General features: G+C 61.8%; 14 protein-coding genes. All 14 read left to right on the top strand.

Going from position 1 to position 13219, the window contains the following annotated elements:
- Nucleotides 1-77: 77 nt before the first annotated feature.
- Complete coding sequence (locus IRY30_RS06710) at nt 78-1190, top strand: histidinol-phosphate transaminase (RefSeq protein ID WP_194556667.1); 1113 nt, start codon at nt 78-80, stop codon at nt 1188-1190.
- Between the two features lie 30 nt (nt 1191-1220).
- Nucleotides 1221-1835, top strand: coding sequence for an imidazoleglycerol-phosphate dehydratase HisB (gene hisB / locus IRY30_RS06705; protein WP_194556666.1), 615 nt, complete (start codon nt 1221-1223; stop codon nt 1833-1835).
- Nucleotides 1836-1843: 8 nt separating this feature from the next.
- On the top strand, nt 1844-3181 hold the full coding sequence (locus IRY30_RS06700; protein ID WP_194556665.1) for an MFS transporter: 1338 nt from the start codon (nt 1844-1846) through the stop codon (nt 3179-3181).
- An 11-nt stretch (nt 3182-3192) separates the two neighbouring features.
- The gene (gene hisH, locus IRY30_RS06695; protein WP_194556664.1) at nt 3193-3876 is read left to right on the top strand and encodes an imidazole glycerol phosphate synthase subunit HisH; all 684 of its coding nucleotides are present in this window, start codon (nt 3193-3195) and stop codon (nt 3874-3876) included.
- Between the two features lie 138 nt (nt 3877-4014).
- The gene (gene priA / locus IRY30_RS06690) at nt 4015-4764 is read left to right on the top strand and encodes a bifunctional 1-(5-phosphoribosyl)-5-((5-phosphoribosylamino)methylideneamino)imidazole-4-carboxamide isomerase/phosphoribosylanthranilate isomerase PriA (protein ID WP_194556663.1); all 750 of its coding nucleotides are present in this window, start codon (nt 4015-4017) and stop codon (nt 4762-4764) included.
- Nucleotides 4761-5738 (top strand): inositol monophosphatase family protein, encoded by a 978-nt coding sequence (locus IRY30_RS06685; protein WP_194556662.1) that lies wholly within the window; start codon nt 4761-4763, stop codon nt 5736-5738. Before priA ends, IRY30_RS06685 begins: the two co-directional genes overlap by 4 nt.
- Entirely contained in the window at nt 5735-6523 is a 789-nt protein-coding gene (gene hisF / locus IRY30_RS06680; protein WP_194556661.1) for an imidazole glycerol phosphate synthase subunit HisF, read from the top strand. The genes IRY30_RS06685 and hisF overlap by 4 nt, the downstream gene beginning before the upstream one ends.
- Nucleotides 6524-6883 (top strand): phosphoribosyl-AMP cyclohydrolase, encoded by a 360-nt coding sequence (gene hisI / locus IRY30_RS06675; protein WP_194556660.1) that lies wholly within the window; start codon nt 6524-6526, stop codon nt 6881-6883.
- Nucleotides 6884-6913: 30 nt separating this feature from the next.
- Entirely contained in the window at nt 6914-8443 is a 1530-nt protein-coding gene (locus tag IRY30_RS06670; protein ID WP_194556659.1) for an anthranilate synthase component I, read from the top strand.
- Nucleotides 8443-9117, top strand: a complete 675-nt coding sequence (locus IRY30_RS06665) for a TIGR02234 family membrane protein (RefSeq protein WP_194556658.1) — start codon at nt 8443-8445, stop codon at nt 9115-9117. The genes IRY30_RS06670 and IRY30_RS06665 overlap by 1 nt, the downstream gene beginning before the upstream one ends.
- Before the next feature lie 106 nt (nt 9118-9223).
- Nucleotides 9224-10048 carry an indole-3-glycerol phosphate synthase TrpC gene (trpC, locus tag IRY30_RS06660; protein WP_194556657.1) on the top strand — a complete coding sequence of 275 codons (825 nt, stop codon included), beginning with the start codon at nt 9224-9226 and terminating at the stop codon, nt 10046-10048.
- A gap of 70 nt (nt 10049-10118) precedes the next feature.
- Complete coding sequence (gene trpB, locus IRY30_RS06655) at nt 10119-11411, top strand: tryptophan synthase subunit beta (protein ID WP_309824800.1); 1293 nt, start codon at nt 10119-10121, stop codon at nt 11409-11411.
- Nucleotides 11411-12193, top strand: a complete 783-nt coding sequence (gene trpA / locus IRY30_RS06650) for a tryptophan synthase subunit alpha (RefSeq protein ID WP_194556656.1) — start codon at nt 11411-11413, stop codon at nt 12191-12193. Before trpB ends, trpA begins: the two co-directional genes overlap by 1 nt.
- A gap of 5 nt (nt 12194-12198) precedes the next feature.
- A complete protein-coding gene (lgt, locus tag IRY30_RS06645; protein ID WP_194556960.1) occupies nt 12199-13179 on the top strand; it encodes a prolipoprotein diacylglyceryl transferase in 981 nt (326 codons plus the stop codon).
- Nucleotides 13180-13219 lie beyond the last annotated feature (40 nt).

Genomic DNA, 13219 nt, shown 5'->3' with positions numbered 1-13219 from the left:
CAGCAAGCCTTTTACCCAATTAAGCCCGTCACTCAAATTCAGCCCGTTACTCAAATAAGCCCGGAGGGATTCACACCATGGCACAGCTTTCGGATCTGCCTATCCGTGAGGAGTTGCGCGGTCAGTCCGCTTACGGCGCACCTCAGCTCAAGGTGACTAACCAGCTCAATACCAACGAGAACCCTTATGCACCCAGCCAGGCGATCATCGAAGAGATCGCCCAGGCAGTGCGTGAGCTGGGCGCGGAGCTGAACCGCTACCCAGACCGGGATGCGATAGGCCTGCGCACAGAGCTGGCCCGCTATGTGTCTCGGCAAACCGGGGTAGAGGTGGACAAAGAGCACGTGTGGGCAGCCAACGGTTCCAACGAGGTTCTGCAGCAACTGCTGCAGGCTTTCGGCGGGCCTGGCCGCTCTGCCCTGGGCTTCACCCCGAGCTACTCGATGCACCCCATCCTGGCTGCCGGCACGCAGACGGAATTCCTCAGCCTTGCTCGCAAGGAGGCAGATGAGTTCGCCATCAACATGGACTCCGCCCGCGCGATCATCGGGGAGAAGAAGCCGAACATCATCTTTGTCACCACCCCGAATAACCCCACGGGCAACATCACCCCGCTGGCTGATATCCGAGAACTGTTGGAGATCGCGCCGGGCATCGTGATCGTGGACGAGGCATACGCGGAATTCTCTGATGAACCCTCCGCGGTCACATTGCTGCAGGAATACCCCACCAAGCTGGTGGTTTCCCGCACCATGAGCAAGGCCTTCGATTTCGCCGGTGGCCGCCTGGGTTATTTCGTGGCTGATCCCGCGTTTATCGAGGCAGTGATGCTGGTCCGCCTGCCGTACCACCTCTCCACGCTCTCCCAGGCTGCGGCCACCGCGGCATTGCGCCACAGCCAGGACACCTTGGCCACCGTGGATAAGCTGCGGGAAGAACGCGATCGCGTGGTGGCAGCACTGCGCGAGCTGGGATTCCACACCATCGATTCCCACTCCAACTTCGTCTTCTTCGGCAGGTTCCACGATTCGCACGCCATGTGGCAGGAATTCCTGGACCGCGATGTGCTGATCCGAGATGTCGGAGTGGACGGGTGGCTGCGAACCACCATTGGCCTCCCGCAGGAAAACGATGCATTCTTAGAGGCAGCATCGGCCTTGGCGTCGAAAATTAAGAACCGCACTAACTAAGAACCCCACGCAGAAAGAAACGAAGAACTCATGAGCCAGCAAGCTAATCAGCGCATTGGGCGCGTGAGCCGTGCCACCCGTGAATCGGATATCACCGTGGAAATCAACCTGGACGGCCAGGGGAAGACCGAGATTTCCACCGGGTTGCCATTCTTCGACCACATGCTGACCGCCTTCGGTGCGCACGGCTCTTTCGACCTGACTGTGCAGGCCAAGGGCGATATTGAGATCGACGCGCACCACACCGTGGAAGACACGGCCATCGTGCTGGGCCAGGCGCTGGGGGAGGCACTGGGCACGAAGGAGGGCATCCGCCGCTTCGGAGACGCCTACATTCCGATGGATGAGACCCTCGCGCATGCCTCCGTGGACGTCTCCGGCCGCCCGTATTACGTGGGCACCGGTGAGCCCGATGCGCTGCTACACACGGTGATCGGTGGACACTACGCCACCGTGATCAACCAGCACTTCTTCGAAACTTTGGCGCTGAACGCCCGCATCGCGCTGCACGTGCGCTGCATCTACGGTCGCGATCCGCACCACATCACCGAGGCAGAATTCAAGGCCGTGGCACGTGCACTGCGCGCAGCTACCGAGAATGACCCACGGGTGTCTGGCGTTCCCTCCACCAAGGGCGCGCTCTAGAACCCCCAATGGCATCTATTTCTTTTTCGCGTCAGCCTGCCCTCAGCACTGCCGAGCTCGAACAGATCACGAGTGTCTGGAAAGCTCCCGGCCTGTTCGCCACGCTCATTTCCGTCTTCTGCGCATTCGGCGGGTGGACGCTCCTCCTGCCGGTCATTCCGTTGACCGTGATTCAGCATGGCGGTTCGGAATCCTTGGCGGGCCTGTCCACCGGCGTGTTCATGGGTGCGACCGTCCTGACCCAAGCCTTCACCCCGTGGCTGATCCGCGTGGTGGGGTATCCGGCCGTGATGGCGGGAGCGGGGATCATGCTCGGCCTGCCCGCGCTGGTCTACCTGGTGGATATGTCCCCACCCGTCCTTTTGGGCATTGCGGTGCTGCGCGGCATGGGTTTCGGTGCGGTGACCGTGGCGGAATCGGCGCTCATCGCTGAGCTGGTGCCCCGCCGACTGATGGGCAATTCCTCGGCTGCCCTGGGCACGGCGGTGGGCGTGGCCCAGCTGATCAGCTTCCCGCTGGGTCTGTGGCTGCTCAATTCTCACGGTCAAGCGTGGGTGTTCTCCGTGGCCGCCATTTATGCGGTGGTGGGCTCGGCCGCCGCATGGTGGATCCCGTATCAGTCCAAGGCCAGGAAGGCAGGTCAGGATGCTCTTCTTGCCGACGCCACCACTGCGCATTCCGCGGACAGCCTCGAGGCATCTGCCGCGCCCATTCCCGCTGCTACCTGGAAGTTGGCAGCCGTTCCGGGCTTGGCGATTGGCGCGATAGCCACGGGCTTTGCGGCGTTCAGCACGTTCTTGGCACCAGCAGTGGAAGCCATTGACTTGACTGTGGCCGCCTTGATTTCCGCGGCGGGACTCTCGGTGCTGGGTGGCATGCAGATGCTGGGCAGGATCATCGCTGGTCGCCACACCATGAAGCGTGGCGAAGCGGGACACCTGGCTGGGATCGGCCTGGGTTGTGGCATTACGGGCTTGATTCTGGCCGGGATACTGATCGCCCTGGCACCGGTGGGAATTCCCCTGGTGGCAGGAGCTTTTGCTGCCGCCAGCATCTTTGGCTTGGGCTTTGGTCTCGTGCAAAACGAGGCATTGCTGATGCTCTTCGAGCGCTTGCCGAACGAGAAAACCACCTTGGCCAGCGCCCTGTGGAACATGACCTTTGATTCCGGCACTGGCATCGGCGCAATTCTGCTGGGAATTGCCGCCTCTGCGTTCGCGTTTCAACAGGCGTTTTGGATCGCTGCGTGCATCGGCGCGTTCGCACTGTGCGTGGTGATTGCTGATCGCGTGGTGGGGAGGCGTCGATTAAGGGGCACGGCAAAACCGGCCCCCGCGGCGGGTTAAGATCAACACTTATGACTGACTCTGAACAGGCGGCAGGAACCCAGCGCCCCACGGTGGCGCTGCTGGATTATGGCAGCGGAAATATCCGCTCCGCACAGCGCGCCCTGGAACGCGCGGGGGCGGACGTGACCGTGACTGCGGATCCGGAAACTGTGCTGGCTGCAGATGGCCTGTTGGTGCCGGGAGTGGGAGCGTACGCAGCCTGCATGGAAGGCCTGCGCGCGGTGCAGGGCGACCGGATGATCGGGGAGAGGTTGGCAGGGGGCCGGCCGGTGCTCGGCATCTGCGTGGGCATGCAGATCCTCTTTGATCAGGGCGTGGAATTCTCCGACGGTGAAGGTGCGCTGCCTGCCGAGGGCATGGGGGAATGGCCCGGAGTGGTGCAGCGCCTCGACGCGGATGTGCTGCCACACATGGGATGGAACACCGTGGAAGTAGCGGAGGGATCTGCCCTGTTCGCGGGGTTGCCCGAGAGCGAACGCTTCTACTTCGTGCACTCCTATGGCGTGCAGGATTGGGAACTCGTCACGGACGGACGCACGGAAGCGCCCCTGGTGCACTGGGCAGAGCATGGCCGGACCAGGTTTGTGGCCGCGGTAGAAAATGGACCACTGTGGGCCACGCAGTTCCACCCGGAGAAATCCGGAGACGCCGGAGCACGTCTGCTGCGTAATTGGGTAGAAACTTTGCGTTAAATCCCCCGCAAATGTGCATGGGATATTCGAGTGCCGCGTACTGCGTTCAGTTCTGTCTGCGCTCTGCGTTAGGATCAATGTGATCTGATACATAATTGCCCTTTGAGAACCCGAATGACATTTGAGGAATCCTTAACTATGACTTCTTCCGCGCAACCGTTGGTACTGCTGCCCGCCGTAGACGTGGCTGACGGGCAGGCGGTTCGCCTAGTACAGGGAGAAGCGGGCACGGAGACCAACTACGGCGCGCCCATTGATGCAGCTCTGGCCTGGCAAAATGCTGGCGCGGAATGGGTTCACCTGGTGGATCTGGACGCGGCGTTCGGACGCGGCAGCAACTTTGAGATCCTCCGCGATGTGGTGGGCAAGCTGGACGTAGACGTGGAGCTCTCGGGCGGCATTCGCGATGATGAGTCACTCGAGCGAGCACTGTCCACCGGCTGTCGCCGCGTGAACATCGGTACCGCTGCGCTGGAAGATCCAGAATGGTGCGAATCCGTGATTCAGCGCTACGGAGATCAGGTGGCCATCGGTCTGGATACCCGCCAAGTTGATGATGAGTGGCGGTTGCGCGGACGCGGTTGGACCTCCGATGGCGGTGAGCTGTGGGAAGTTCTGGAGCGCCTGGATTCTCAGGGCGTATCCCGTCTGGTTGTCACCGACGTGAGCCGCGATGGCATGCTCAACGGCCCAAACATTGAGCTGCTGCGCGAGGTAGCCGCCGCGACCTCCGCGCCCGTCGTGGCCTCCGGAGGCATCTCCTCTCTGGACGATATCCGCGCGCTGGCTCGGGTGGTGCACGAAGGCGTGGATTCCGCGATCGTCGGCAAGGCACTGTACGCAGGCAAGTTCACCCTGGAAGAAGCATTGGAGGCAGCGCGACCATGAGTTCCAACTTTGATGAAGAACTGGATACCCGCGCGCTGCTGGCCATCGCCGAAGCCGCAGTGGATGAAGCCGAAGCCACCTTCTCTGCTGCCGTAGGCGCAGAGCCGGAGATCATCAAGTCCCCGGGTGATTTCGCCACGGAAGCGGATCTTTCCGTAGAGCGACAGCTGCGCACGCTGCTATCCCAATACACGGGACTACCCGTGCACGGAGAAGAGTATGGCACGGTCCTGCCTGGGGAAATCCCCGGGGAGGCCCCGCAGGTCCGCTATCCCACGGACGATATGGCCGATGGTCTCGACGGCCCCCGCGCTGCCTCTGCCGCCGAGTACTCCGAATTTGGTGGCGATGAGCCCGAGACGTACTGGGTGGTGGATCCCATCGATGGAACCGCCAACTATGCAGTGGGAAATCCCTTTGCCTGCATCCTGCTGTCGCTCGTGCACCGCGGGGAAACCCAGGTGTCCGTGACGGAAATGCCACTGCTGGGGCGCCGCATCTCTGCGCGGAAGGGCCACGGATTGCTGGTGGACGGGATGCCCGCGCGGCCGCTGCCACCTTCAGATCCAGGTGTGACCCAGATCAGCTTTGGCTCCATTCTTTCGCAGCGCCGCGGCAACCTGCCCATCAGCTACCGCCAGGACATGCTCAACGAGATCGGCAAGTCCTACCCACGCATGCGCGTGACCGGCTCGGTGGGCATCGACCTCGCGTTCACCGCTGCGGGAGTCTTTGGCGGTACCGTGACCTTCAGCCCGAACCTGTGGGATAACTGCGCGGGCATCTTGGCCGTGCAGGAAAACGGTGGCATAGCCACCGACTTCGCCGGCAACCCGTGGCGCCCCGGCGTATCCGGTCTGGTGGCCGGCGAGCCAGAGGTGCACGCAACCTTGCTGGAGCACATCCAATCCGTGGATATCGGCACCGCGGCACGCACCGCCCAGGACATTCGGGACCGGGGCGGCATGCGATGAGCGTGACCGTACGCGTGATTACCTGCCTTGACGTGAAAGACGGAAGGGTAGTCAAGGGAGTCAACTTCAAAGGTTTGCGCGATGCCGGAGACCCCGTGGAATTGGCCGCTCGCTACGACGCCGAAGGCGCAGATGAGCTCACCTTCCTCGATGTCTCCGCCTCCAAGGAAGGCCGCGGCACCATCGTTGATGTGGTGAAGCGCACCGCTGACCAGGTGTTTATTCCCCTAACCGTGGGCGGCGGTGTGCGCAGCGCCGAGGATGTGGACGCACTGTTGCGCGCGGGTGCGGACAAAGTATCCGTGAATTCTTCAGCTATTGCCCGCCCGGAGCTGCTGCGCGAACTCTCGCAGCGCTTCGGCGCGCAGTGCATCGTGCTCTCCGTTGATGCGCGTCGCGTGGCAGAGTCAGAGTCCGCATCCGAACAGACCACAACCCCCAGCGGGTTCGAGGTCACCACGCACGGCGGCTCCAAGGGCACGGGCATCGATGCCATCGAATGGGCTCGCCGCGGTGAAGAGCTGGGCGTCGGAGAAATTCTGCTCAACTCCATGGATGCTGACGGAACCAAATCCGGTTTTGACCTGGAAATGCTGCAGGCCGTGCGCGCAGCAGTGAGCATTCCCGTCATTGCCTCCGGCGGGGCAGGCAAGGCCGCGGATTTCCCACCTGCTGTTCAAGCTGGGGCCGACGCAGTCTTGGCCGCCTCTATTTTCCACTTCGGAGAGGTATCCATCCCCGAGGTCAAGCAAGAGATGGCTCGCGAAGGTATTGAGGTTCGTTAAATGAGTGTCACCGATCCCAGTACCTTTGAGCTGGATCCCGATATCGCGTCCCGCTTGAAGCGCAACGCAGACGGACTGGTCCCGGCAATCGTGCAAGATGCGGAGACCAATGACGTGCTCATGATGGCGTGGATGGATGATCACGCTCTCGCCCACACGCTGGCCACCCGCAAGGGAACGTACTGGTCACGCTCTCGCGGCGAATACTGGGTCAAGGGAGAAACCTCCGGCCATACCCAGGAAGTCACGTCCGTCCGCCTGGATTGCGATGCGGACACCATCCTCCTGCACGTGATCCAGCACGGCGCTGCCTGCCACACTGGCGCGCGCACCTGTTTTGACGCAGACCGGATTCTCTAGCGATTCCGCCGGTGGTGCACAATGGACAACATGGCTAAAGCATTCACCACGTCCCGCGAGAACTTCCGCGCACTGGCCGCCAGCCACCGCGTGGTGCCAGTTGTCCGCAAGGTTCTGGCTGATGAAGAAACCGCACTCAGTGCGTATCGGAAGCTCGCTGATGGCCGACCCGGCACCTTCCTGCTGGAATCCGCGGCTCACGGTCAATCCTGGGACCGCTGGTCCTACATCGGTACCGGAGCGCGCTGCGCTCTGACCGCCAAGGGATCCACCGCCACGTGGATCGGTGAACCTCCAGCAGATATGCCCGAAGGCCTGAACCCGCTGGAAGCGATTCGCGCGACTCTCAAGTTGCTGCACACCACCGCAGTGGAGGGGATGCCCCCTCTGACCAGCGGATTGGTGGGCTACATGGGATTCGACATGATCCGCTATATCGAGGATCTGCCGGATACCTGCGAAGACGATCTTGATGTTCCGGACATGGTTCAGCTCTTGGTGGATGGCATGGCTGCTGTGGATCACCACGAAGGTGCCATCTGGCTCATCGTGAACGTGGTGAACTGGGATAACTCCGATTCCCGTGTGGATGAGGCATACGACGAAGCCCTGCTGAAGATTGATGACATGGTCGCGAGACTCGGTCAAAGTGGCAAGGGTGGCGTCGAAACATTCAGCACGCCCGAACCCACGGTGCGGCGACAAAGAGAAAAGGGCGACCACGTGGAGCGGATCGAAAAGGTCAAGGAGCACATCCGGGCAGGCGATGCTTTCCAGGTGGTGCTCTCGCAGCGCTTCGAGATGGATACCCAGGCCGATCCGCTGGACATCTACCGCATGCTGCGGGTCTCTAACCCGAGCCCGTACATGTTCCTGCTGAACGTGCCGAACGAAGATTTCTCCGAGACCGCATTCCAGATCATCGGCTCTTCGCCCGAGTCATTGGTGCAGGTCAAGGATGGGGAGGTAACCACGTACCCCATCGCCGGATCGCGTCCGCGTGGCAAGACCTTGGAGGAGGATCAGCAGTTTGAGAAGGAGCTGACCTACGACGAAAAGGAAAACTCTGAGCATCTCATGCTGGTGGATTTGGGACGCAATGACCTCGGCAGGGTGAGCGAGCCTGGCAGCGTGGAGGTTCACAATTTCCGCCACGTGGAGCGCTACAGCGCCATCATGCACTTGGTTTCCGGTGTCAGCGGGCGCCTGGCAGAGGGCAAGGATGCGGTGGATGCCTTCGCCGCGACCTTCCCAGCGGGCACGCTGTCCGGCGCGCCCAAGCCGAGTGCGCTGGGGATCATCGATGAGATGGAAGATACCCGCCGCGGGGTGTACGGCGGCACGGTCGGTTATTTCGATTTCCGTGGAAACACGGACCAGGCCATCGCCATCCGCACGGGTATCTACCAAAACGGAACGGTATTCGTGCAGGCCGGAGGCGGAATCGTGGCCGATTCTGATCCGCACGCCGAGGATGAAGAAACCCGCAACAAGGCAGCAGCGGTACTTCGCGCTGTCGCGGCTGCGGAAACCATGCGAACTTTGGGGGAGGAGAACTAATGGCGAAGACTTCACCGGTGGGCCAGCGCAACCGCCGCCTGGCACTGCTGTTCGTGGTGCTCTCCGCGGCCGGCCTGTGGTTTGCGGGGCGCATGGTCTACGTGACCGCCGATATCTACGATGACAAGACCGGAGAGTTCAGCCGCAACTTGGTGGGCTCTGTATGGGATCCCGCGGTCACGCCGTTGGCGCTGGCGATGCTGGCCTGCCTGATCCTCAGCATGGCGGTGCAGCCGATGGTGCGCCGCTTCCTGGGGGTTCTCATCGCACTGCTTGCTGCCACCTCGAGCTTCCGCTCGGTAGGGCTACTGACCAGCGAGGTTGACCTCACGCGCGTGCGCGATCTGTTGGTCACGGGCATGGCTACCCAGCGCAAGAATTCCCCGGAAACCATCTCTGATTGGGCACAGGTGGCTCAGGCTCACGTGCACACCTGGCCGGTAGCTCTTGCAATCGTGGCTGCGGCTCTGGGTGTGATTGGCGGCGTGATCCTCGCGATGCAGCCGGGGGAGAAGCCCGAAGGAAACTCGCGCTACCAAACCCCCGAAGTGCGCCGGGAAACCGTGCAGGAGGATTTGGAAGCTAATCCGGATTCCGGCCGCGTGCTCTGGGACGCCCTGGATGCCGGGGTGGATCCGACCGACGATGACCGCGATTTTAACCCTAAGAAATAGCCCATTAGGCTGGACGCATCGGATAAAGCTTGGTGCATCAGCTACGTGGCCCGTTGCACCATCGATCATTTCCCGCCGGAGACCTACTGAGAGGTAGACACCGCACATGACTTCACCAACTTCCACCATTCTGGACCAGATCATTGCCGGTGTTCTGGAAGATCAGGCCGTCCGTGAAGCGAAGATACCCTACAAGGAGATCAAGGCGATGTCTTACGACGCGCCCCCAGCTCGCGATGCCCTCTCGGCCCTGTCCAGCGGAAGCGTGTCGGTGATCGCCGAGGTCAAGCGCGCTAGCCCGTCCAAGGGGGATCTGGCTGATATCCCCGAGCCCGCAGAGCTGGCCGGTGCGTACGAGGCCGCCGGGGCCACCGTGATCAGTTGCCTGACCGAGCAGCGCCGCTTCAAGGGTTCTTTGGCTGATTTTGATGCAGTTCGACGCCACGTCGATATCCCACTTCTCCGCAAAGACTTCACGGTGAATCCGTATCAGATCCATGAGTCCCGTGCCCATGGTGCGGACGTGATTCTGCTGATCGTGGCGGCACTGGACCAGCAGCGACTGGAAAGCCTGCTGGATCGCACCGAGTCCTTGGGCATGACGGCTCTGGTGGAGGTGCACACGGAAGAAGAAGCTGAGCGGGCAGTGGCCGCGGGTGCGAAGATCATCGGTGTGAACGCGCGCAACCTGAAGACCCTGGATGTGGATCCGGGGACGTTCTCCCGCATTGCTCCCGGCTTGCCCAACAACGTGGTGAAGGTTGCGGAATCCGGAGTGCGGAATAAGCATGACCTCCTCGCGTATGCCGGGGCTGGCGCGGATGCGGTGCTGATCGGGGAGGGGCTGGTCACCGCCGGTAACCCTGGCCAGCGTTGTCGCGAGCTGGTGGCTGCTGGTCAGCACCCCGCGTGCCCCACCAAGCGCCAGTAACTTTCCCCTCTGAATTTTCACTTTTCGGCCTGTTCCAGTGCCTGTCTTGGCACGGGGTAAAGTGGTTCGGGTGATTAACGAAGAGCACTTGAAGCACGCCAAGAACGCAGATGCGAAGGGCAATCGCCTGCCGACTGCTGGAGAAATCCTCGCCACCGCCACGCACCACGAGCCAGATTCTCGTGGGCACTGGGGTGATTTCGGCGGTCGTTATATTCCGGAAGCCCTCATGGCCGTGATCGATGAGATCACCGATGCCTGGGGCAAGGCAAAGGCTGATCCCGCGTACCTCAACGAGCTCGATGAGCTGCACCGCACGTACTCCGGCCGCCCTTCACCCCTGTACCCCGCGGCGAGGTTCTCCGAGTGTGTAGGCGCGGAGGTGTGGCTCAAGCGCGAGGATTTGAACCACACTGGATCCCACAAGATCAACAACGTGCTGGGCCAGGTGCTGCTGGCTAAGCGCATGGGCAAGACCCACGTGATCGCCGAGACCGGTGCGGGCCAGCACGGTGTGGCCACCGCAACCGCATGTGCGCTGATGGGCATCGATTGCCGCATCTACATGGGTGAGGTGGACGCGCTGCGCCAGGCACTCAACATCGCTCGCATGCGTTTGCTGGGAGCCACCGTGGAGGTCGTCACCATCGGCTCCCGCACGCTCAAGGACGCGATCAACGAAGCAATGCGTTACTGGGTTTCCCATGCGGAAGACACCTACTACTGCTTCGGTACCGCCGCTGGCCCACACCCATTCCCACAGATGGTGCGCGATTTGCAGCGAGTCATCGGCGTGGAAGCCCGCCAACAGTTCCAGGCGGAAACCGGTGGACTGCCGGATGCCGTGGTGGCGTGCGTGGGTGGCGGATCCAACGCGATCGGCCTCTTCCACGCGTTTATCCAGGACGAAGGCGTGAAGATCGTGGGTGCTGAGGCCGCAGGTGATGGCGTCGATACCGGCCGTCACGCAGCGCCGATCAATATTGGGCGCAAGGGAGTCTTCCAAGGTTCGTACGCTGACCTCATGCAGAACGAAGATGGACAGATCATCGAGTCCCATTCGATTTCCGCTGGTCTGGATTACCCTGGCGTCGGCCCAGAACACTCCGCCCTCAACGAATCCGGGCGGGCAGAATACCTGGCCATCACAGACACGGAGGCCATGGAAGCATTCCGTTTGCTGTGCGAGACAGAGGGAATCATCCCGGCGATCGAATCCGCGCATGGCCTGGCCGCGGCCATCAAGGTGGCGGAGCGCGAGCCTGGAACCAAGATCATTGTGAACCTGTCTGGCCGCGGCGATAAAGACGTGGATTCTGCTGCCCAGTGGTTCGGCATGCGGCTCAAGGAGGAGAACAACTAATGGCGCGCTCACAAAGCTCCCGCTTGGCCAAGATTTTCACGGATGCCCGAGCAGAAGGCCGCGCAGCGTTCGTGGGATACCTGCCCGCCGGTTATCCCACAGTGGAAGAGTCATTTTCGCTGATGAAGACCCTGGCGCAGCACGCCGACCTCATTGAGGTGGGTATTCCCTTCACCGACCCCATGATGGATGGCCCCACCATTCAGAAGGCGGCGGATATCGCGCTGGGCAATGGTTTCCGGGTCAAGGACACCATCGCCGTGGTGCGGGCCATCACCGAAGCTGGTGGCAACGCCGTGGTCATGACCTACTGGAATCCAGTGCTGCAATATGGGCCGGAAAAGTTTGCCGAGGAGCTCGCGGCAGCGGGTGGATTGGGCAGCATCATTCCCGATCTCCTTCCGGAAGAAGCCGAGCGCTGGGCAACTGCGTGCCAGAACAATGACCTTGATCCCGTATACCTGGTCGCGCCATCCACCACGGCGGAGCGTCTTGAGTCCACGGTTTCGGCTGGTGGGGGCTTCATCTACGCCGCCTCTCACATGGGTGTCACCGGTGCGCAGGAAGAAGTGGCTTCCAGTGCTAAGGAATTGGTGGCGCGGGTTCGCGAAGTCTCTGACCTGCCCGTGGCCGTGGGCCTGGGAGTGCGCAACGGTGAGCAGGCCGCGTCCATCGTCCAGTACGCCGATGGCGTGATCATCGGCTCAGCCTTGATCCAGGCCGCCGAGGATGGCCGGCTCGCTGAACTTGCCGAAGAACTGGCAGCTGGCGTGCGCAAATGAATGACATGATTCTGGCCGCTATCCCGTCCCCTTCGCAAGGGGTGTGGCACTTGGGCCCGATTCCCATTCGTGCCTATGCACTGTGCATCCTCACTGGCGTGGTCGTGGCCTACTTTTGGTCCCGTTCCCGCTATGCCAAGCGCGGTGGTGACCCAGAATTGGTCACTGATGCGCTGATCGTGGCGGTTCCCGCGGGCATCATCGGTGGGCGTCTCTACCATGTGATCACCGATAACCACCGCTACTTCGGTCCGGGTAAGAACCCCATGGATGTCCTGCGCATCACCGATGGAGGCTTGGGCATTTGGGGTGCCATCGCGCTGGGCACCCTGGCCGTGTGGGCGCTGTTCAAGGTGAAAAAGGTGCCCCTGGCTCCGTTCTCTGATGCCGCCGCGCCGACAATTATCCTGGCGCAGGCCATTGGACGTTTGGGCAACTGGTTCAACCAGGAGCTCTACGGTGGGCCGTCCGATTCTCCGTGGGCTCTGGAGATTTATCGCCGCGTCAACGAGGCGGGCATGGAATCCCAGATCGGCGGCAGGTCCACGGGTGAAGTCATTGCTACAGTGCAGCCCACGTTCCTCTACGAACTGCTCTGGAACGTGCTGATCTGCGTGCTCCTGGTGTGGGCGGATAAGCGATTCCGGCTCACCCACGGCCGAGTTTTCGCGTTGTACGTGGCCGGTTACACCCTGGGCCGATTCTTCATCGAGAACCTGCGCACAGATCCAGCCACCACGGTGTTTGGGAATGTTCGTATCAACGCGGTGGTTTCCGTTGTGGTCTTTGCGTTGGCCATCGCAGTCTTCCTCTATCTGAAGAAGAAGTACGCAGGCCGCAAGGAATATGCGTTGCCGGGAGGCGCGGAAGCCAACCTGCACGCGGTTCATGAGGCGCCGCGCGAATCTCACGTCAACGCTGCAGATGCTGTGGCACAACCTGTTGCCAGGCCAGCCAGCGAACCGGCAGAGGATCCCACCCGCTAGGGCTAGGAAGCTGCCAGCGAACACTGAAGTGTGTGGGGGG

Source organism: Corynebacterium suicordis DSM 45110, from assembly GCF_015351405.1.
GTDB classification, from domain to species: domain Bacteria; phylum Actinomycetota; class Actinomycetes; order Mycobacteriales; family Mycobacteriaceae; genus Corynebacterium; species Corynebacterium suicordis.
The sequence above is the reverse complement of the archived record's forward strand: the minus strand, read 5'-3'. Positions and strand labels throughout refer to the sequence as shown.